This window comes from Flexivirga sp., from assembly GCF_051955415.1.
Classification (GTDB): Bacteria; Actinomycetota; Actinomycetes; order Actinomycetales; family Dermatophilaceae; genus Flexivirga.
In genome coordinates this window covers 1-19308 of the sequence record NZ_JBQCGS010000037.1, presented here as the reverse complement: position 1 = coordinate 19308, position 19308 = coordinate 1, and the positions used below count along the sequence as shown (strand labels likewise).

Here is a 19308-nt window from a genome sequence, read left to right as displayed (position 1 = left end):
CCCCCCCCCACGGCCCCCTTGTGGCTCGCCCCACCCACCGCTGGGGCCCCCCCCCCGTGTTTGCGCGTGGGGCGTCCCTCTGCTGTCGCGAGGAGTCGAGTCGAAGGACTACCCCGACTTGCGGCGGAACATCTGCTGGGTGGCGCTGGTCTCGGCGTCATGTGCGCCGTGCACTTTGCTGTGCGCCGACTTGTCGGAGACGTCGGTGCCGCCGTGTGCGTGTTTCTTGTCCAGCGCCTCGCGGAACTTCCGCTTCATCTCATCACTGGGTCCGTGCTTGTCGGTCATGGAAAGGGCCTCCTTGCACTTGGTGGTGCCCTCACTCTTGCAGGCGAGAGGTGTGGCCGCCACCACATATTCGCGCGGGTTTCGCGCTCTCGTCATACCGCTGCGGCGCCGCGCGGGGGCAGGTGCCAAGATGGCGCTGACACCTTCGCCAGGGTGTCAGCGACATTCATCGCGAGACGCAAGGGAGCGTTCCGAGTATGACGGCACCTGCCGACGACTTCGACCTGGTGATCCTCGGTGGGGGCAGCGGTGGTTACGCCTGCGCCTTCCGGGCGGCCGAGTTGGGCCTGCGCGTCGCGCTGGTCGAGAAGGACAAGGTCGGGGGCACCTGCCTGCACCGCGGCTGCATCCCGACCAAGGCGTTGCTGCACGCGGCCGAGGTCGCCGACAGCGCCCGTGACGGCGCGAAGTTCGGCGTCAGGACGACCTTCGAGTCGGTCGACATGAGCGGCGTCCACCGCTACAAGGACGGTGTCATCGGTCGGCTCTACAAGGGCCTGCAGGGGCTGGTGAAGTCGCACGACATCACGTTCGTCGAAGGCACCGGACGGCTCAGCTCACCGAGCACCGTCACGGTCGGCGACCGGGTGCTCACCGGCAAGAACATCGTGCTCGCCACCGGCTCCTACGCCAAGACGCTGCCCGGCGTCGAGATCGGCGGCAGGATCGTCACCAGCGACCAGGCACTCGGCCTCGAGGACGTCCCGTCGCGGGTCATCGTGCTCGGCGGGGGCGTCATCGGTGTCGAATTCGCCTCCGTCTTCTCGTCATTCGGCTCCGAAGTGACGATCGTCGAGGCACTCCCCCGGCTGGTCGCCGCCGAGGACGAAGCGATCTCCAAGCAACTGGAGCGCGCCTTCAAGAAGCGCAAGATCAAGGCCCTGACCGGTGCCAAGCTCACGTCGGCGACGCAGGAGGGTGACGAGGTCACCGTCACCCTGGAGTCCGGTGAGACGCTCACCGCCGACCTGCTGCTGGTCGCGGTCGGGCGCGGACCGGTCACCGACGACCTCGGATACGCCGAGGCCGGCGTCACCGTCGACCGCGGGTTCGTGATCACCGACGAGCGTTGCCGGACCGGCGTGCCCGGCGTGTATGCCGTCGGCGACATCGTGCCGGGCCTGCAGTTGGCGCACCGCGGCTTCGCGCAGGGCATCTTCGTGGCCGAGGACATCGCCGGCAAGAAACCTGCCCCGATCGAGGAGTCCGGCATACCGCGGGTCACCTACTGCGACCCGGAGATCGCCTCGGTCGGCCTGACCGAGGCGGCGGCGCGCGAGAAGCACGGCGACTCCACCACGACGTACGACTACAACCTCGGCGGCAACGGCAAGAGCCAGATCCTGCAGACGCAGGGTTTCGTGAAGGTCGTACGCGCCGGGGACACCGGCACGGTCGTCGGGGTGCACATGATCGGCGCCCGGATGGGCGAGCAGGTCGGCGAGGCCCAGCTCATCGTCGGCTGGGAAGCGCTCCCCGACGACGTCGCATCGATGATCCATGCCCACCCCACCCAGAACGAAGCACTCGGCGAGGCGCACCTGGCGCTGGCCGGGAAGCCTTTGCACGCACATGCGTGAGATAACCGAAGTTGATTCTGAACAAGCACAGGAGGCTTAGGATGCGTTGGCGTTGCAGGGAGCTTGCGACGCGCATCGCCAACGCAGAACAAGCCTCACTGCACATCTGCCCCAAGATCAAGGAGACTTGAGTTCATGTCTGAACGCGTGACAATGCCCGCACTCGGCGAGTCGGTGACAGAGGGCACCGTGACTCGATGGCTCAAGCAGGTCGGCGAGGAGGTCGCGGTCGACGAACCGCTGCTGGAGGTGTCCACCGACAAGGTCGACACCGAGATCCCCTCTCCCGTCGCCGGCACCTTGCAGGAGGTGCTCGTGGAGGAGGACGAGACCGTCCCGGTGGGAGCCGACCTGGCGGTCATCGGCGACGGTGCCGCTGCGCCGTCCGGTGACTCCGGTTCCGGCGATCAGGCCGCGCCCGCCGAGCAGCCCGAGCCGACAGCCGAGCCGAAGGCGGAGGCTGCGTCCGGGTCGGCGGACTCCTCGGAGTCCGCGCAGGCATCCGGGTCCGCAGCGGCGCCCGCGTCGTCCGGTGGCGACGTCAGCGGCGGCGAGAAGATCACCATGCCGGCGCTGGGTGAGTCGGTCACCGAGGGCACGATCACGCGCTGGCTGAAGGCCGAGGGCGACGACGTCGAGGTCGACGAGCCGCTGCTCGAGGTCTCCACGGACAAGGTCGACACCGAGGTGCCGTCCCCGGTCGCCGGCAAGCTGACCAAGATCCTGGTGCAGGAGGACGAGACCGTCCCGGTCGGGGCGGACCTGGCCGTCGTCGGCGGTGAAGTATCCGGTGGTGGGGCACCGGCCCCGCAGCAGGAGGCGCCCCAGGACGAGGCCTCCGAGCAGGAGGCGCCGAAGCAGGAGGCTCCCCAGGAAGAGGCACCCAAGCAGGAGGCACCCAAGCAGGAGGCACCGAAGCAGGAGGCGCCCAAGCCGCAGCAGTCGGCGCCGGCGGCACAGGCCGCGTCCACTGGTTCTGGCGACCGTGAACCGGCGTCATACGTCACGCCGCTGGTGCGCAAGCTGGCCGCCGAGCACGGCGTCGACCTGTCATCGGTCCAGGGCACCGGTGTCGGTGGCCGCATCCGCAAGCAGGACGTGCTCGAGGCGGCGAAGCCGGCCGAGCCGGAGCCCGCAGCCGCCCCGGCAGCGCCCGCCGCGCCGGCGGCGGCATCGCCTGCATCGGCCAAGCCCGCTGCGGTGCCGGAGGTTTCCGCCAAGCGCGGCACCACCGAGAAGATGACCCGGATGCGCAAGCTCATCGCCTCCCGCATGGTCGAGTCGTTGCAGGTGTCCGCCCAGCTGACCACGGTGGTCGAGGTCGACGTCACCAAGGTCGCTCGGCTGCGTGCACGCAGCAAGGCGGCGTTCGAGCAGCGCGAGGGCGTCAAGCTCAGCTTCATGCCGTTCTTCGCGCTGGCCGCGGTCGAGGCGCTCAAGGCCTACCCGCAGGTCAATGCCAGTGTCGAGGGCGACTCGATCGTCTACCACCCGCAGGAGAACCTCGGCATTGCCGTGGACACCGAGCGCGGCCTGATGGTGCCGGTCATCCGGGATGCCGGTGACCTCAACATCGCCGGGCTGTCCCGCAAAATCGCCGACCTGGCCGAGCGGACCCGTCTGGGCAAGGTCACCCCGGACGAGTTGGGCGGCGGCACGTTCACGCTGACCAACACCGGCAGCCGTGGTGCGCTCTTCGACACGCCGATCATCAACCAGCCGCAGGTCGGCATCCTGGGCACCGGCACGGTCGTCAAGCGGCCCGTCGTCGTGACCGATGCTGACGGTGGCGAGACGATCGCGATCCGGTCGATGGTCTACCTGGCGCTGTCCTACGACCACCGCATCGTCGACGGCGCCGACGCCGCCCGCTTCCTGGTGGCGATGAAGGAACGCCTCGAGGAAGGCGCTTTCGAGGTCTGACGCAGCATCTGTACTTTCGGCTATGCCCAGCGCGCGCCATACCGCGCGCTGGGCATAGCCGAAGGCGGGATTGGAGGCAACCGTGCGTATCGCCATCACCGGCTCGTCCGGGCTGATCGGCACGGCACTGTCCCGCGCGCTCACCGCGCGGGGTGACGACGTCGTCCAGCTGGTGCGACGGCCGGCACGGGGTCCGCACGAAGTGCAGTGGGACCCGGCTGCCGGACGGCTCGATCCTGCGGCGTTGGATGGTGTGTCGGCGGTCGTCAATCTCGCCGGTGCGGGCATCGGCGACAAGCGGTGGACGGCGGCATACAAGCAGACGCTGCGCGCTTCCCGACTGGACTCCACGGGCACCCTGGTCGACGCGCTGACCAGGCTCGACGATCCGGTGCGGCTGGTCAACGGCTCGGCGATGGGCTTCTACGGCGACCGGGGCGACGAGACCGTGGACGAGGACTCCGCACCCGGGGCCGGGTTCCTCGCCGACCTGGTGGTCGCGTGGGAGTCGGCGACGGCGCCGGCCGCGGCGGCCGGGATCCCGGTGGCGTTCGCCCGCACCGGTCTGGTGCTTGCACCGAGCGGGGGTCTGATGGGGCGGGTGCTGCCGCTGGCCAGACTGGGCCTGGCCGGCCCGCTCGGCAACGGGCGCCAGTGGTGGTCGTGGATTTCACTCACCGACGAAGTGCGCGCGCTGGTGCACCTGATCGACCATCCCGAGATCGTGGGTCCGGTCAACCTCAGCGTGCCGGTGGCCGACGCGGTGCGACAACGGGATGCGATGCGAGCGCTCGGTCGGCAGTTGCACCGGCCGGCCGTGCTCCCCGCGCCGTCCCTCGCCCTGCAGGTCGTGCTCGGGGAGTTCGCCGGCGACGTCCTCGCCAGCACGCGTATGGCGCCGAAGGTGCTGCAGCACAGCGGGTTCGAGTGGACCCACAGCACCATCGACGCGGCCATGCGGTATGCCGCCGGCCACGCCTGACCAGATCGCGCTCAGCCGAGCGACGCAGCCACCGCACGCAATCGGTCGTGCACCCCGGCGTACGCGGTGAAACCGGGTAGGTGCGCCTTGGCGACCTTGCCGACCACCGTGTAGTTGTCGTCGCAGACGTTGGCCACCGGGGTGAGCGCCGTCTGCGAGACGAGCTGGTAGGCGTCCATCGCCGACAGGCCGAGCTCACCGCCGATCCAGTGCACCAGGTCGGCGTGGCTGATGCGGAACGCGTCCTCCAGCGGTCGCGTCGACCCGGTCGACATGATGTGCGCGTCGTCCTCCAGCCGCGGCCACGGCGTGGCGACGCCCTTGATCAGCTCGACCACGAACGTGGTGTCCATCGCGGTCTCGACGGCGACACCGCACGTCTCGCCCTCGCCCTGTCGCGCGTGGCCGTCGCCGAGACTCAGCAACGCACCGGGGACGTTGACACCGAGGTAACACGTGGTGCCGCCACGCATCTCGGGGGTGTCCATGTTGCCTCCCCAGGAGCCGGGAGTCAGCGCCGAGCGGACTTCACCCAACGGCGGCGCCACGCCGACCGTGCCGTGCATCGGCTCCATCGGCAGGTCGATCGTCAGGTCGGAGTCCAGTGCCCGGTAGCGCACCAACCCGGCGGACACATCCAGGTCGTAGATCCAGGTGCGTTCGGGCAACGGCTCGTGCAGCATCGCGGTGAACGGTGTCGCGGTCAGCGCCCCGAAGAGCGGGATCGTGGTGGACACACCCCAGTCCACGCTCGGGGTGATCGAGCAGAAGTGCACCGCGATCGTGTCGCCCGGTTCGGCGCCCTCGATGTGGAAGGGCCCGGTCTGCGGGTTGATGAACCGGGTGTCCATGACCTGCGACGCCATGTCGTCGACGCTGCGTACACGGCCGCCGTAGCAGTCCGCGGTCCACGTCGACACCACCGTGCCCGGCCGGATCGTCCGCACCGCCTCGGCACCGCCGAAGGTGTAGACCAGTCCCTCCGGGTCGGCGTCCTTGTCGACCTCGTGGCGGACGATCTCCATGTGTGCCTCCCAGCATCCCGCGGCGGTATGACCGTCTGCGCCGACGGTCGTCCCCGACTGTATGCCGCCACGTCGGGCGTCACGCCGGCTGTGCCCAATCCACCACCCGCCATCCGGATTCGGTCCACCGGATCGACAGGTCGGTGCGTTGGCCGGTGGCGGCACGCACGCTGCGGCGGTGCCCCGCCACCACCACGTGGTAGGCGGATCGGTCGATGCGGGCGACCACGTGCACGACATCGCCGGTGGCCTGCCGGACCGTCGCCGACCGGACGGTGAACGTCAGCCCGTCGTAGCGCACCCGCCGGGTGGCTGCCGCCCGCAGGTCGGCGCTGTCGCGCCGGTATGCCGGTGAGCCCACCACCTCGGCGCTCCGCAGACTGCCCTGGTCGCCGCGAGCCCACGCCGTCGCGCGCGCCGTGGCAAGGCGCTGCACGATGACCATCGTGTGCGCTTCCAGCGCCTGCGCGGAACCGGCTGCGAGCCCGCCGGCAGCGGTGGTGCGCGCCGTGGACGCACGGACGCGAGGTCTGGTCGCGGAGGCGCGCGCCTCACGCGAGGCCGTGCCGGCCTGAGCGGTCGGCCCGGCCAGGGGCGTCGTCGACGCGGACCGCGCCGGCCCGTCGGATCCGCCGCCCAGGCCGGTCACTCCGAGCGCCAACCCGGCGCCCAGCACGGCCGCGCCCGCCAGCAGCCACCGGGCCCGCGGCGAGAGACGCCGACCGACCCGCACGGGCTCGGCCGGCGCCGCCTGCCGGTCGGCAGCAGCCTGCGCGCGGATACGCCGGGTGAGCGCGTCGCCCTCGTTGCCCTCGTTGCCCGGTGCCGCCGCGGCGGCCGCCGTCCGGCGGGCCGGTGAACCCTGCACCGGCGCGGGCTCGGGCGTCGCGCACTGCCACAGCCTGATCGCGAACTCCCCCGGCAACGGGCGTGCCGAATCGGTGTGCGCCAGAGCGGAATCCACCAAATCGCGCAGTTCATCGGAGATCTCCGGCGCGAGGTCGGCCAGCTGCGGCCGCAGCGCAGCAGGCTCCGGCGCGGCCCCGGTGAGCGCCCGCCAAGCGATCGCACCGAGGGAGTAGACATCCGACGCCGGGACGGGCCTGGCGCCGGCCAGCACCTCGGGAGCGGCCCACGCCTCGGTCGCCCACACCTCCTCCCCCGCGTGCCCGGCCAGGCGGGACATGCCCAGATCCGCGATCAGCGGCTTGCCGTCCGAGGTCAGCAGGATGTTGCCCGGACTGAGGTCTCCGTGGATCAGCCCGAGGCCGTGCAGATCGTGCAGCGCCCGAGCCACCGGGCACAACACCGTCACCAGCTCCCCCGGTGTCAGCACGTCGCGCCGGCTGACGGTGTCCGCCAGCGACCCTCCCTCGGCCAGCTGCATGACCATCGCGGTGCCCGCCGGGTCGGTGGACCGGTCGGCCACCACGTCCTGCACCCGCACGACGTGGTCGTGCCGCACCGACTCCAGCACCGAGAGTTCGTAGTCGAGCTGATCGGGCGGGGCATCGAGAATCTTGGCAGCGAAACGCACTCCATCAGGGCCGCGGACGGCCCAGACCGCACCGGTCGCGCCCGTGCCGAGCAGGTCGAGCACGTCGTAGCCCGGCAGGTCCGGCGGCCGGGGCGAGTCGTCGGAGGCTGTGATGTCCACGCCCGCCACGGTGGCACGACCGACGGTCGCCGCGCAGAAGTTGTCCACAGGCCTGCGCAGTGCGCGAGGCCCGGTCATTTGCGACGATGCCGGCATGACTCCGCTGCCGGCCGGCGTGCTCCGCGACCACCACCCGCTCGACGCAGCGTGGGAGTGCGTCACCCGGACCGGGTCGCGTCGTACCACCTTGCAGGTCCGCACGATCGACGCGGCGACGTTCGCGCTGCGCCAGTCGTCGCGGGTCAACCCGGAGGCACCGATCGGCTATCTGGTCTGCGGCACGGCGCGGGCACTGTTGCTGGACACCGGTGCCGTGCCGGGTGCCGACAGGTGCCCGCTGCGCGCCACCGTCGATGCGCTGCTCGAGCAGTGGGCCGGCGAAAAGCACCTGCCGAACCCGTCGCTGGTGGTGGCGCACACCCACGGCCACTACGACCACGTCAAGGGTGACGTGCAATTCCTCGACCGGCCGGACACCGTGGTCGTCGACACGGACGCAGCGGCAGTGCACCGATTCTTCGGGCTCAGCGAAAATCCAGCCAGCACAACGCCTTTCGACCTTGGCGACCGAACCCTTCTGGTGGCCGCGACCCCTGGACACGACGCACGCTCGATCACCACGATCGATCCAACTGCCGGGTTGATGTTCGCCGGTGACACCGCCTACCCCGGTCGTCTCTACCTCGACGACCTACCGGCGGCGAAGGCGTCGCTGACGGCGATGGTCGACCTGGCCGAGGCGCACGGCATACACACTGTCCTGGGCGCGCACGTGGAGAACGACGGCCGCGGTGGCGACCACCCGGTGCTCACGCGCTTCCACGACCACGAGGCGCCGTTCGCACTCACCGTCGACCAGTTGCGCGCACTGCGCGACCACGTCCTGAGCGTCTCCGGCGACGGGGTGTTCCCCGGCGACCCGATGACGTTGTATGTCGGCAAGGCCCACCGGGCGATGCTCATGCTGCTCGCCCGGGGTGTCGCGCGCAGGCTCGTCGGACGCGGCTGACCGCTACACGTCCTCGACGTTGAGCGTGACCGACTGGCCCTGGTACGCCTTGCGGTGATGCAGCGCCGCGAGCCGGGCGTAGACCCGGTGCTTGGGGTTGCGCTCGCCGGCATACTGCAACGGGTCGGCGACCCGGCCGGCTGCGGCGATCCGGCGCACCCGCTGGGCGGCGGCGCCACCCAGCGTCTGCTCGACGAACTTCACCGGCAGCGTGGTGTAGAGCAGTTCACCCTCGAGTTCCGGTGCGGATACGGGCTTTTCGTCGATCAGATCGGCCACGAGTTGCTCGGCGACGTTGGCTCCCGACGCGGTCGCGTAGTAACAGTTGCGGCCGTAACGGGGATTGATCTCGAAGAAGACGACCCTGCCGTCGCGCGGGTCGCGGATCGCGTCCAGATTGGCGAAGCCGTGGTAGTCGGCCTCGTCCAGGATCTTCGTGCCGAGTTCGATCGCGTCGCCCACCGGCGCGACGATCTGCACGTCCGGGATGCCCAGGTATGCCGGCCTCGGGTCCTGCATCAGCACCTCGGACGCTCGCGCCAGCGTGATCCGGCCGTCGCGCGCGCGATAGAGCGTCACCGACAGCAGGTCGGTGCCCGGGATGAACTCCTGGGCGAGCAGCCTGCCGTCATACCCGGCGGCGTGCAGTTGATCGAGCAGTTCGTCCAGCTGCCGCTGGTCGGCCACCTGGTAGAGCTTCTTCTTGCCCGGCATCCGCAACGCGGCGAAGTGTCCGGAGTCGGCGGGCTTGACGATGAGCGGCCACGGCAGGTCGACGTCCGTGGCGGCCGGGCGGCCGTCGGCGAAGTCCAGCACCACCGTGCGCGGGGTCGGCACGCCCGCGGCGGCGCACAATTCATGGAAGTCGTTCTTGTCCGAGACCCGCCGCAACATCTCCGGGGACTCGTGCGGCACCACGACGTTCTTGCCCAGCGTGGTGCGCTTGGCGGACAGCGCCTGCACCATGCCGTCGTGGTTGGTCAGCGGAATGACTGTCAGCTCAGGGTTCTCGGCCGCCAGCTTGCGGATCTCCCGCAACAGCAGGTCGTAGTCGTGCACGCCCTCGACGCCCACTTCGCGGATGTCGTGGATGATCGAGGAGTCCGCGATGGCGCCGGTCGTGAACGGCACGACGGCGACGCTGGTCAGGCCGTAACGCTCGTGGAACGCGCGGGCCAGGGCATAACCGGACAGGGTGAAGTCCAGGATCACCGGCAGCACCTTCGGCGCCGCGCTGGGCGGTTGCACGACGTGGGTCACGGCTCCGGCGAGTCTGCCCGCAGCGGTGTCGGCCAGCTCGACCGCGTCCGACTTCGAGCGCGGCAGTCCCCCGACGATCGCGCGCGCGATCTGCTTGGCGCGACCGACACTCGCGATCGCCTTGCGCTGCGCGTGATAGGCACGCAACACGTTCGGGCGCAGCACGACGTCCCAGGGCCCAGGCGCGTCGATCATGCCCTTCTTGGCGAACGCGAGCTTGAACTCGTTGAGTGTGTCCAGGTAGGGCGAGCGGTCCGACCCGCAGCCGAGGAAGTCGAACCAGGTCGCGCCCTCGGCCTTCGTGGCGCGCATCGTGCCCCAGGCCATCAGGTATGCCGCCAGCAGCTTGCGTGCCTCGGCCGACGAGGCAGCGAAGTAGTAGTCGACCTCGCCGTCATACACCGTGACAAGTGCCCAGGAGACGACCGTGCCGCGATGCCGCACCGTGTAGAGGCGACAGATCTGCGGGCCGAGCTGCCGCAGCATCTCGTAATAGAACGCCGGCGGGCGCAGCACGAAATCGCCACGGCGACCGGTCTCCTCGAAGATCGGGTAGATGACGTCGGCGAACTCCTGCTTACTGATGTCGGTGTCGTCGGTGAAGACGAGGTCCTCGTTCTTCAGCGCCTTGCGGATGTTGCGCCGCCCGCTCTGCGACATCTCCGACAGCAGCTGGTCCTCGTCCTTGGTGAGGTCGAGCACGATCGTGCGGTCGTAGAAGATCGCGATCAGCGGGTCAACGAGGTCCTCACCCGGGTGCACAGTGTGCAACCGGAGCACGGCGGCGTTCGGCCGCTCGCCGCGAATGTATGACGTCAGGGTGTCCCGCAGGGCGCGCTCCCGTTGCGGGGTGCGCTCGTCGTCCAGCCAGATCGGGCCGTGCTTGGCCCACAGCTGCTCCAGGAAGCGGCCCGCGAACGAGGTCAGGCTCAACGCCGCCATCGGGGTGCCGTCGTCCTCCACCACCAGATAACGCCAGTGCTCGCGACCGGGCAGCACGGAGTCGTACTGAGCCCATTCGGGCGACTGCTCGACCGGGACGGTCCGACCTGCGCGGTGGACGGTGTCGAGGAACTCGGAAGCGGTGCAGGCACGGACGGACAGGGTCACAAATCTGGCTTTCGTGGGGTACTTTCGGGCGGTCCACAGCATACGGGGCGGGCGTTGCGTGGCCCGTGCGGCGCGTCGCTAGCGAACGGAGCATTCCCTTGGCGGTCCAGTCAGTCGTGGTCATCGGTGGCGGCGTCGTCGGGGCGTCCGCCGCCTACGCGCTCGCCCGGGCCGGCACCGACGTCACTCTCGTCGATGCCGAGTACGACGGAAAGGCCACCTCGGCCGGTGCCGGCATCATCTGCCCGTGGACCTCCCATCCTGGCGACTTGGACTGGTTCCGGATCGCCGCGGTCGGTGCCGAGCATTACGCGCAGCTGCGGGAGCAGCTGGCCGAGGACGGCGAAGCCGACTTCGGCTACCGGCAGGTCGGTGCGCTGCAGCTGACGACCGACGATGAGCTCGATGCGGCGTTCGCGACGGTCCAGCAACGCACCGCCGGTCCGACGATCGCCGGAACGCCCGAGGTGCTCACCGGCTCCGCCGCCCGGGCACTGCACCCGCTACTGCAGCACGACGGACCGGTGATCCTGGTGCCGGGCGCGGCCCGGCTCGACGGCCGGCGACTGCGAGCCGCGCTCTGGGCGGCCGCGCGCAAACGCGGGGCGAAGATCGTGACCGGGCAGGCCCGGATCCTGGCGAGCGACACCGCCGACGGCGTCGAGGTGGACGGCACGGCGCTCACCGCCGATGCCGTCATCGAGGCCTCGGGGGTGTGGGCTCCGCAACTGCTGGAACCGCTGGGCCTGCGGACCCCGGTGACGGCGGTCCGCGGTCAGATCGTGCACCTGCAACTGCCGGGCGCCGCCACCGGCGACTGGCCCATGCTGCTGCCGCGGTCGGTCCACTACCTGCTCAGCTTCGCCGACCGCATCGTCGTCGGCGCCACTCGCGAGACCGGCACCGGTCTGGACCCCCGCCTGACCGCCGGCGGGTTGCACGAGGTGCTCACCGAGGCGCTGAAGGTGGCACCCGGTCTGGCGGACGCCGGCTATCTCGAGGCCCGCGTCGGGTTCCGCCCGGTCAGCCCGGACGACAAGCCGCTGCTCGGCGCCGTGCCCCAGCTACCGGGCCTGATCATCGCCAACGGCCTCGGCGCCAACGGCCTCACGATGGGGCCGTATGTCGGCCACCTCGCCGCGGGACTCGCGCTCGCCGAAGGCCGCGAACCGGGGATCGACCTGACGCCATACGACCCGTTCCGTTGAGCGCCGCTGGTCGAGTAGGACGAGCCCCTGAGCGAGTCCGTATCGAGACCCGGCGCCCTATCCCAGGATCTCGGGCAGGCGCTTCTCCACGAACGGAAGCACCTCGGCGACGCTCACGTCGCGACCGAGCTCCTCGCTGAGCGAGGTGACGCCGGCGTCCGGAATGCCGCACGGCACAATGACATTGGCCCAGGACAGGTCGCAGTCGCAGTTGAGCGCGAAGCCGTGCATGGTCACGTCCCGGCTGACCCGGATGCCGATCTGGCCGAGCTTGCGCTCGGGCTTGCCCCCGGAGGCCGGCAGCCAGACGCCGCTGCGTCCCTCGACGCGGCCGGTCTCCAGGCCGAGGTCGCCGCAGGTGTCGATCATCAGCTGCTCGAGGCGGCGGACGTGCCCGACGACGTCGACCGGGTCCGGCAGCCGCACGATCGGGTAGCCGGTCAGCTGACCGGGGCCGTGCCAGGTGATCTTCCCGCCGCGGTCGACGTCGATCACCGGAGTGCCGTCGAACGGCCGCTCGTGCGGCTCGGTGCGCTTGCCGGCGGTGTAGACGCGCTCGTGCTCCAACAGCAGCGTCGTGTCTTCCTGCTCGCCGCTGACGACGCGCGAGTGCACCTCGCGCTGCAGGTCCCAGGCGGCCCGGTAGTCGACGAAGTCCGGGTCGAACCCGACGTGTTCGATGCGCATGGCGGCAACGCTACGCCGGTCGCGGCGGCCCGGACCCGCCGCAGGGGTTACCCCGGGGTAGCCCGGCGCTGCCCTATGGTGGGTGCGGGCGATGGATCCCGCCCGGGCTGCTTCCTCCGTGTGCCGCGGGCAGCACACCCGAACCGCGACACCCGCTGATGGTTCCTACCACGTCGACACCGACGGGTAGGTCGCGCTGCCCGCCGCACCACCAGGAGGGCACGATGAGCGCCGCGCCGCCTCCCCAGCCGAGCCCCGATCGGCTGGTCGATTTCCACGCGCACCCGATCGTCGTGGGCGTCATACCGGGGCAGCCACCGCTGGTGGCCCTCACCGCCGCCACCATGGCGCGCGCCGTCGGTGCACCGGCCGTGCACTTCGGGTATGCCGACCGGTCGCGGTATGTCGTGCAGGAGCACCCTGACGGCAGTGTGCGGCACGCGCCGATCGACCCGGACGACGCCGACGAGCAATGGCGGGTGACGGCGGACACGCTCACCGAGCAGGTGCGCGGCGTCCTCGGCGACACCGTGCCGTGGAGTTTCCACTATCTCGCCGGCCGACCCGACCGGGCGCTGACCCACCTCGCGCGCGCCGTCGACGCCGCCTGCTTCGTCGTCGGCACCCGGGTCGGCAAGCACCCGATGCGGGAGTTCCTCGGCGAGTCGGTGTCCGTGCGGCTCGCCCACCACCAGCACCGGCCGGTCATCGTGGTGCCGCTGCAGATCGTCGACTGGTCGGACGGTATGCCGTGGCACTGACGCCGATCCGTCGGCGCGGTGCCGCCGTTCACGCGCACCGTGACGTCCGGCTGCTCGCAGTCGTCTTCGCCGGCGGTGCGTGCGGGACCACCATCCGTTCGCTGCTGGAGGACGCGTTCGCCCGGCCGACGCCGTCCTGGCCGTGGACGACGTTCGGCATCAACGTGATCGGTGCCTTCGTCCTGGGCCTGTTGCTCGAGGCACTGGTGCGCAGCGGCGCGGACACCGGCCGGCGCAGGTTGGTGCGGCTGGGGATGGGGACCGGCGTGCTGGGCGGCTTCACGACCTACAGCACGTTCATGGTCGAGACCACGAAACTCCCCTGGCCTCAGGCGGTTTCGTACGTCGCGGGCTCCGTCGTGCTCGGTGCCGTGGCCGCCTGGGCGGGCATTCGTTGCGCCACGGCCGCCATACGAGGTGCGGCGCGCGTATGACGACGCTGCTGATCGCGCTGTGTGGCGGCGCGGGTGCGACCGCGCGGTTCGTGCTGGATGCCGAGGTGCGCCGACGGTTCCGCGGCGGCTTCCCCGTCGGCACGTTCCTCATCAATGTGCTCGGGTCGTTCCTGCTCGGTGTCCTCACCGGCGCACTGACGCATCACGCGGGCTGGCTGTCGCCGACTGCGAAGGCGGCGCTCGGCACCGGCTTCTGCGGTGGCTTCACGACCTTCAGCACGGCCGCCGTCGAGACCGCGCGGCTCTGGGCGACCACAGGCCGGGCCGAGGGCGTCCGGTATGCCGTCGCCACGGCAGCCGTCTCCCTGCTCGCGGCCTTCCTCGGCCTGGCCCTCGGCGCCGGCCTCTCCTGACCGAGAGGAGCACCGAACGACCGAGAGGAGTACGAAATCGGTCCGATTCCGTACCTCTCGGGACAGGGGTGCTCCTCTCGGTCAGCGAGGAGTCTGCTCTCAGCTCTCGATGTTCGCCATCACGTGCTTCACCCGCGTGTAGTCCTCGAAGCCGTAGAGCGACAGGTCCTTGCCGTAGCCGCTGTGCTTGAACCCGCCGTGCGGCATCTCGGCGACCAGCGGAATGTGCGTGTTGATCCACACACAGCCGAAGTCGAGCGCCTTGGAGACGCGCATCGCGCGGCCGAAGTCCTTCGTCCAGACCGAGGACGCCAAACCGTAGGGCACGTCGTTGGCCCACGCGATCGCGGCCTGCTCGTCGGTGAACCGCTGCACAGTGATCACCGGACCGAAGATCTCCTGCTGGATCGCCTCGTCGGTCTGCTGCAGGCCGGACACCACCGTCGGCTCGATGAAGAAGCCGTCACCCAGGCCGCCGGCCCGGTGACCACCGGCAGCGATGGTGGCGTTGTCGGGCAGTCGGTCCAGGAAGCCCGTCACGTGTTTCAGCTGGTTGGCATTGTTGACCGGCCCGAGCAGCGCGTCCTCGCTGTCCGGCATGCCGAGCTTGGCGTCGTTCTTGGCGAATTCGGCCAGCGCCGCAACGAAGTCGTCGTGGATGCCGGGCGCCGCCAGCACCCGCGTCGCCGCTGTGCAGTCCTGGCCGGCATTGAAGTAGCCCGCGGTGCCGATCCCCTCGATGGCGGCCTCGATGTCCGCGTCGTCGAAGACGATGACCGGCGCCTTGCCACCCAGCTCCAGGTGCACCCGCTTGAGGTCCTTGGCCGCCGAGTCGGCGACCTGCATGCCGGCGCGCACGGAGCCGGTGATCGCCACCAGTTGCGGGGTCGGGTGCTCCACGAGCATCCGGCCGGTCTCCCGGTCACCGGTGAGCACGTTGAGCGTGCCGGCCGGCAGGAACTCCGCGGCCAGCTCGGCCAGCAACAGCGTCGTCTCCGGTGTGGTGTCACTCGGCTTGAGCACCACCGCGTTGCCCGCGGCCAACGCCGGAGCGATCTTCCACATCGCCATCATCATCGGGTAGTTCCACGGCGTCACCTGGCCGACGACACCGATCGGCTCACGCCGGATGAACGAGGTGTGCCCGGCCATGTATTCGCCCGCGGCCTTGCCCTCGAGCATGCGTGCCGCGCCGGCGAAGAAGCGCAGCTGGTCGACCATCACCGGCACCTCCTCGGACGCCGTCAACGCGTAGGGCTTGCCGGTGTTCTCGGCCTCGAGCTTGATGAAGTCGTCGGCGCGCGCCTCGATCGCGTCGGCGAACTTCAGCAGCGCATGCTGCCGCTCGCCGGGGACCGTCTGACCCCACTCGCCGAACGCCTTCGACGCCGCACGGTATGCCGCGTCGACGTCCGCCTGGGTCGAAACGGGCGCCTTGGCAACGACTTTCGCCGTCGAGGGGTCAACGATGTCGATCGTCTCGTCAGTCTCGGCAGCGACATACTCGCCGCCAATGAAGTTGCGCAGCTCGCGCGGGCTGTCGGTCATTCAGACACTCCTTTGTGGGTGGTTTGTCAGCACTCGATCACATTCACGGCCAGGCCGCCACGAGCGGTCTCCTTGTACTTGACCGACATGTCGCGGCCGGTGTCGCGCATGGTCTTGATCGCCTTGTCCAGGCTCACGGTGTGCACTCCCGTGCCGTTGACGGCCAGCCGTGCGGCGTTGATCGCCTTGACGCTGGCGATGGCGTTGCGTTCGATGCACGGGATCTGCACCAGGCCGCCGACCGGGTCACAGGTCAGGCCGAGGTTGTGCTCGATCCCGATCTCGGCGGCGTTCTCCACCCGCGACGGCGTACCGCCCATGACCTCGGCGAGACCGCCCGCAGCCATCGCACACGCCGAGCCGACCTCACCCTGACAGCCGACCTCGGCGCCGGAGATCGAGGCGTTCTCCTTGAACAGGATCCCGATCGCCGCCGCCGCCAACAGGAATCGCACGACACCGTCGTCGTCGGCATCCGGCACGAAGTTGACGTAGTAGTGCAGTACGGCGGGGATGATGCCCGCGGCCCCGTTGGTCGGCGCGGTGACGATCCGGCCGCCGGCGGCGTTCTCCTCGTTGACCGCCAGGGCGTAGAGGTTGACCCAGTCCATGACGCGCAGCGGGTCCTCGCGCAGCGCGCCCTTGGTCAGCTCCCGGTGCAGCTCGGGCGCGCGGCGTGGCACCCGCAGCCCGCCGGGCAGGATGCCGTCGTGGCTGATGCCGGCCTGCACGCACTCGCGCATGACCGACCACAGGTGCAGCATCCCGGCGCGGACCTCGTCGGCGGTGCGCCAGGACAGCTCGTTGCGCATCATCACCTCGGAGATGGAGCAGCCCTCGCGCTCGCACACCGCCAGCAGCTCGGCGCCGGTGGAGAAGGGCAGCTCGACGCGGGTGTCGTCCAGCACCACCCGGTCGGCGCCGGTGGCGGCCTCGTCGACGACGAAGCCGCCGCCGACCGAGTAGTAGACGTGTGAGGCGACGACCTCCCCCTGTGCGTCATACGCCTCGAACTGCATGCCGTTGGGGTGCGCGGGCAGCGACGTGCGCCGGTGCATGACCAGGTCCGTGTCCGGGTTCCAGTCGATCGGGTGGCTGCCGCGCAGCCGGAGCGTATGGCGAGCGCGGGCGTCGGCGATCCGCGCCTCCGTGGTGTCGGTGTCGACGGTCTCCGGGTCCTCGCCCTCCAGGCCCAGCACGACCGCCTTGTCGGACCCGTGACCGTGGCCGGTCGCGCCCAGCGAACCGAACAGTTGCGACTGCACCCGGACGACGTCCTGCAGCCGCCCGTCCGCCGCCAGTCCGTCGACGAAGGTCTTCGCGGCGCGCATCGGACCGACCGTGTGGGAGGACGACGGACCGATGCCGACGGAATACAGGTCGAATGCACTGAGCGCCATGGGTAAAGCATAGCCACATCGGCCCACGCGCGACGGATTTCGAACGACATTGCTTGATCGACCACGAAACTCGTGGCATTATGGCGGCATGACCGAGACGAACCGCAGTGTGGCGCGGCCCACACTCGATGACGTCTCCAAGGCGATCATCGCGCGACTGCAGACCGACGGTCGAGTGGCCTACTCGGCGATCGCCCGCGAGATCGGGCTGTCCGAGGCAGCCGTCCGGCAGCGGGTCCAGCGACTCCTGGACTCCGATGTGCTGCAGATCGTCGCCGTGACCGATCCGGCCCAGGTCGGGTTCGACCGCCAGGCGATGATCGGCGTCACGGTCAAGGGTGACCTGCACCCGGTGCAGGATGCGTTGAGCAAGCTGCCCGAGGTCGCCTACGTCGTGCTGACCGCCGGTCGTTTCGACCTGCTCGTCGAGGTGGTCTGCATCGACGACGAACACCTGCTGGACCTGCTCACCGCCCAGATCCGCACCATCGACGGTGTCACCGAGACCGAGACCTTCGTCTATCTGAAACTCGCCAAACAACGCTACGACTGGGGAACGAGATGACAACCACTCCCGCACCAACTCCCACCACGCAGGTCGACGAAGACGTCACACCGGCGGGTACGCCGCGCGCCGAGGCCGCACGTGACCACCTGTGGGGCCACTTCACCCGGCAGTCGGTCTACGAGCCCAAGGACCAGGGCGGAGCCGGTGGCGCCATACCGACGATCGTCAAGGGCGACGGCGCCTACATCTGGGACGACCACGGCCGCAAGTACCTCGACGGTCTGTCCGGGTTGTTCACCGTGCAGGTGGGCCACGGCCGCACCGAGCTGGCCGAGGCCGCTGCCGCACAGGCCAAGGAGCTCGCGTTCTTCCCGATCTGGTCCTACGCGCACAAGCCGGCGATCGACCTGGCCGAGCGCCTGGCGTCATACGCGCCCGGCAACCTCAACCGGGTCTTCTTCACCACCGGCGGCGGTGAGGCCGTGGAGTCCGCGTGGAAGCTGGCCAAGCAGTACTTCAAGCTGACCGGCAAGCCCGGCAAGCACAAGGTGATCAGCCGCGCCGTCGCCTACCACGGCACGCCACAGGGCGCGCTGTCGATCACCGGGCTGCCGCCGCTGAAGGAGATGTTCGAGCCACTGGTGCCGGGCGCGTTCAAGGTGCCCAACACCAACATCTACCGCGCCCAGCCGGAGTTGCGGGACGACCCGAAGGCCTTCGGCCGGTGGGCCGCCGACCGCATCGCCGAGGCCATCGAGTTCGAGGGCCCGGACACCGTCGCCGCGGTCTTCCTGGAGCCGGTGCAGAACGCCGGCGGTTGCTTCCCGCCGCCGCCCGGCTACTTCGAGCGGGTGCGCGAGATCTGCGACGAGTACGACGTGCTGCTGGTCTCGGACGAGACGATCTGCGCGTTCGGGCGCATCGGCGAGATCTTCGCCTGCAAGGACTTCGGCTACGAGCCGGACATCATCACCTGCGCCAAGGGTATGACGTCGGGCTACTCCCCGATCGGCGCCATGATCGCCAGCGACAAGCTCTTCGAGCCGTACAAGCACGGCACCACGATGTTCCCGCACGGTTACACCTTCGGCGGCCACCCGGTGTCCGCCGCCGTGGCAATGGCCAACCTGGACATCTTCGAGAAGGAGGGCCTGGTCCAGCACGTGCACGAGAACGCCCCGGCGTTCCGCGCGACGTTGGAGAAGCTGGGTGACCTGCCGATCGTCGGCGACGTGCGTGGCGACGGCTTCTTCTACGGCATCGAGTTGGTCAAGGACAAGGAGACCCGCGAGACATTCTCCGACGAGGAGTCCGAGCGCGTGCTCTACGGCTTCCTGTCCAAGGCGCTGTATGACGCAGGGCTCTACTGCCGCGCCGACGACCGTGGCGACCCGGTCGTGCAGCTCGCGCCGCCGCTGATCTGCGGTCAGGCCGAGTTCGACGAGATCGAGCAGAAGCTGCGCGGCGTCCTCTCCGAGGCGTGGTCCCTGCTCTGACCCGGCGCGCGCCCGAGTGGCTCCATGGGGTTTAGGCTGCACCGCCATGGAGCCACTG

The 19308-nt window shown here is 69.9% G+C and carries 17 protein-coding genes and 1 riboswitch; of the genes, 10 read left to right on the top strand and 7 right to left on the bottom strand.

The window, feature by feature from the left end:
- Positions 1–108: 108 nt before the first annotated feature.
- On the bottom strand, positions 109–288 hold the full coding sequence (locus ACTHL4_RS06075; protein ID WP_440281847.1) for a DUF5302 domain-containing protein: 180 nt from the start codon (positions 286–288) through the stop codon (positions 109–111).
- 197 nt (positions 289–485) lie between these two features.
- Here ACTHL4_RS06075 and lpdA point away from each other — a divergent pair, with 197 nt between their 5' ends.
- The 3 genes from lpdA to ACTHL4_RS06060 all read left to right on the top strand — a co-directional run bounded on the left by lpdA (position 486) and on the right by ACTHL4_RS06060 (position 4773).
- Positions 486–1868, top strand: coding sequence for a dihydrolipoyl dehydrogenase (gene lpdA, locus ACTHL4_RS06070; RefSeq protein ID WP_440281846.1), 1383 nt, complete (start codon positions 486–488; stop codon positions 1866–1868).
- A gap of 135 nt (positions 1869–2003) precedes the next feature.
- Positions 2004–3791 carry a 2-oxoglutarate dehydrogenase, E2 component, dihydrolipoamide succinyltransferase gene (gene sucB / locus ACTHL4_RS06065; protein ID WP_440281845.1) on the top strand — a complete coding sequence of 596 codons (1788 nt, stop codon included), beginning with the start codon at positions 2004–2006 and terminating at the stop codon, positions 3789–3791.
- A gap of 82 nt (positions 3792–3873) precedes the next feature.
- Positions 3874–4773 (top strand): TIGR01777 family oxidoreductase, encoded by a 900-nt coding sequence (locus ACTHL4_RS06060; RefSeq protein WP_440281844.1) that lies wholly within the window; start codon positions 3874–3876, stop codon positions 4771–4773.
- Between the two features lie 11 nt (positions 4774–4784).
- Here ACTHL4_RS06060 and ACTHL4_RS06055 read toward each other — a convergent pair whose 3' ends face one another.
- Both ACTHL4_RS06055 and ACTHL4_RS06050 read right to left on the bottom strand, forming a co-directional pair.
- Positions 4785–5798, bottom strand: a complete 1014-nt coding sequence (locus ACTHL4_RS06055; protein WP_440281843.1) for an acetamidase/formamidase family protein — start codon at positions 5796–5798, stop codon at positions 4785–4787.
- Between the two features lie 79 nt (positions 5799–5877).
- Positions 5878–7455, bottom strand: a complete 1578-nt coding sequence (locus ACTHL4_RS06050; RefSeq protein WP_440281842.1) for a protein kinase domain-containing protein — start codon at positions 7453–7455, stop codon at positions 5878–5880.
- On the opposite strand from ACTHL4_RS06050, the gene ACTHL4_RS06045 reads away from it, so the two are divergent.
- Complete coding sequence (locus tag ACTHL4_RS06045; RefSeq protein ID WP_440281841.1) at positions 7448–8464, top strand: MBL fold metallo-hydrolase; 1017 nt, start codon at positions 7448–7450, stop codon at positions 8462–8464. The genes ACTHL4_RS06050 and ACTHL4_RS06045 overlap by 8 nt on opposite strands.
- Before the next feature lie 3 nt (positions 8465–8467).
- Here ACTHL4_RS06045 and ACTHL4_RS06040 read toward each other — a convergent pair whose 3' ends face one another.
- A complete protein-coding gene (locus ACTHL4_RS06040; RefSeq protein ID WP_440281840.1) occupies positions 8468–10834 on the bottom strand; it encodes a GNAT family N-acetyltransferase in 2367 nt (788 codons plus the stop codon).
- A gap of 98 nt (positions 10835–10932) precedes the next feature.
- Here ACTHL4_RS06040 and ACTHL4_RS06035 point away from each other — a divergent pair, with 98 nt between their 5' ends.
- Complete coding sequence (locus ACTHL4_RS06035) at positions 10933–12042, top strand: NAD(P)/FAD-dependent oxidoreductase (protein WP_440281839.1); 1110 nt, start codon at positions 10933–10935, stop codon at positions 12040–12042.
- A 57-nt stretch (positions 12043–12099) separates the two neighbouring features.
- On the opposite strand, the gene lipB is transcribed toward ACTHL4_RS06035, so the two are convergent.
- A complete protein-coding gene (gene lipB / locus ACTHL4_RS06030; RefSeq protein WP_440281848.1) occupies positions 12100–12822 on the bottom strand; it encodes a lipoyl(octanoyl) transferase LipB in 723 nt (240 codons plus the stop codon).
- Positions 12808–12904: riboswitch (Fluoride riboswitch) on the top strand. Its footprint overlaps the gene before it by 15 nt.
- A gap of 49 nt (positions 12905–12953) precedes the next feature.
- Between lipB and ACTHL4_RS06025 the strand changes: the two genes are divergently transcribed.
- From ACTHL4_RS06025 to ACTHL4_RS06015, 3 genes are read left to right on the top strand one after another with little or no spacing between them, the layout of a single operon-like run.
- Entirely contained in the window at positions 12954–13490 is a 537-nt protein-coding gene (locus tag ACTHL4_RS06025; RefSeq protein WP_440281838.1) for a universal stress protein, read from the top strand.
- The gene (locus tag ACTHL4_RS06020; protein WP_440281837.1) at positions 13481–13924 is read left to right on the top strand and encodes a fluoride efflux transporter FluC; all 444 of its coding nucleotides are present in this window, start codon (positions 13481–13483) and stop codon (positions 13922–13924) included. The genes ACTHL4_RS06025 and ACTHL4_RS06020 overlap by 10 nt, the downstream gene beginning before the upstream one ends.
- Positions 13921–14298 (top strand): fluoride efflux transporter FluC, encoded by a 378-nt coding sequence (locus tag ACTHL4_RS06015; protein ID WP_440281836.1) that lies wholly within the window; start codon positions 13921–13923, stop codon positions 14296–14298. Before ACTHL4_RS06020 ends, ACTHL4_RS06015 begins: the two co-directional genes overlap by 4 nt.
- A 99-nt stretch (positions 14299–14397) precedes the next feature.
- On the opposite strand, the gene ACTHL4_RS06010 is transcribed toward ACTHL4_RS06015, so the two are convergent.
- Complete coding sequence (locus ACTHL4_RS06010) at positions 14398–15846, bottom strand: gamma-aminobutyraldehyde dehydrogenase (RefSeq protein WP_440281835.1); 1449 nt, start codon at positions 15844–15846, stop codon at positions 14398–14400.
- 26 nt (positions 15847–15872) lie between these two features.
- Complete coding sequence (locus ACTHL4_RS06005) at positions 15873–17246, bottom strand: L-serine ammonia-lyase (RefSeq protein ID WP_440281834.1); 1374 nt, start codon at positions 17244–17246, stop codon at positions 15873–15875.
- 88 nt (positions 17247–17334) lie between these two features.
- Here ACTHL4_RS06005 and ACTHL4_RS06000 point away from each other — a divergent pair, with 88 nt between their 5' ends.
- Positions 17335–17811, top strand: coding sequence for an Lrp/AsnC family transcriptional regulator (locus tag ACTHL4_RS06000; RefSeq protein WP_440281833.1), 477 nt, complete (start codon positions 17335–17337; stop codon positions 17809–17811).
- The gene (locus tag ACTHL4_RS05995) at positions 17808–19250 is read left to right on the top strand and encodes an aspartate aminotransferase family protein (protein ID WP_440281832.1); all 1443 of its coding nucleotides are present in this window, start codon (positions 17808–17810) and stop codon (positions 19248–19250) included. Before ACTHL4_RS06000 ends, ACTHL4_RS05995 begins: the two co-directional genes overlap by 4 nt.
- Positions 19251–19308: the final 58 nt, after the last annotated feature.

Coding starts and splice junctions, on each gene's coding strand:
- ACTHL4_RS06000 (WP_440281833.1), top strand. CDS start 17,335: ATGACCGAGACGAACCGCAGTGTGGCGCGGCCCACACTCGATGACGTC.
- ACTHL4_RS06025 (WP_440281838.1), top strand. CDS start 12,954: ATGAGCGCCGCGCCGCCTCCCCAGCCGAGCCCCGATCGGCTGGTCGAT.
- lpdA (WP_440281846.1), top strand. CDS start 486: ATGACGGCACCTGCCGACGACTTCGACCTGGTGATCCTCGGTGGGGGC.
- ACTHL4_RS06010 (WP_440281835.1), bottom strand. CDS start 15,846: ATGACCGACAGCCCGCGCGAGCTGCGCAACTTCATTGGCGGCGAGTAT.
- ACTHL4_RS06055 (WP_440281843.1), bottom strand. CDS start 5,798: ATGGAGATCGTCCGCCACGAGGTCGACAAGGACGCCGACCCGGAGGGA.
- ACTHL4_RS05995 (WP_440281832.1), top strand. CDS start 17,808: ATGACAACCACTCCCGCACCAACTCCCACCACGCAGGTCGACGAAGAC.
- ACTHL4_RS06075 (WP_440281847.1), bottom strand. CDS start 288: ATGACCGACAAGCACGGACCCAGTGATGAGATGAAGCGGAAGTTCCGC.
- ACTHL4_RS06045 (WP_440281841.1), top strand. CDS start 7,448: ATGTCCACGCCCGCCACGGTGGCACGACCGACGGTCGCCGCGCAGAAG.
- sucB (WP_440281845.1), top strand. CDS start 2,004: ATGTCTGAACGCGTGACAATGCCCGCACTCGGCGAGTCGGTGACAGAG.
- ACTHL4_RS06005 (WP_440281834.1), bottom strand. CDS start 17,246: ATGGCGCTCAGTGCATTCGACCTGTATTCCGTCGGCATCGGTCCGTCG.
- ACTHL4_RS06015 (WP_440281836.1), top strand. CDS start 13,921: ATGACGACGCTGCTGATCGCGCTGTGTGGCGGCGCGGGTGCGACCGCG.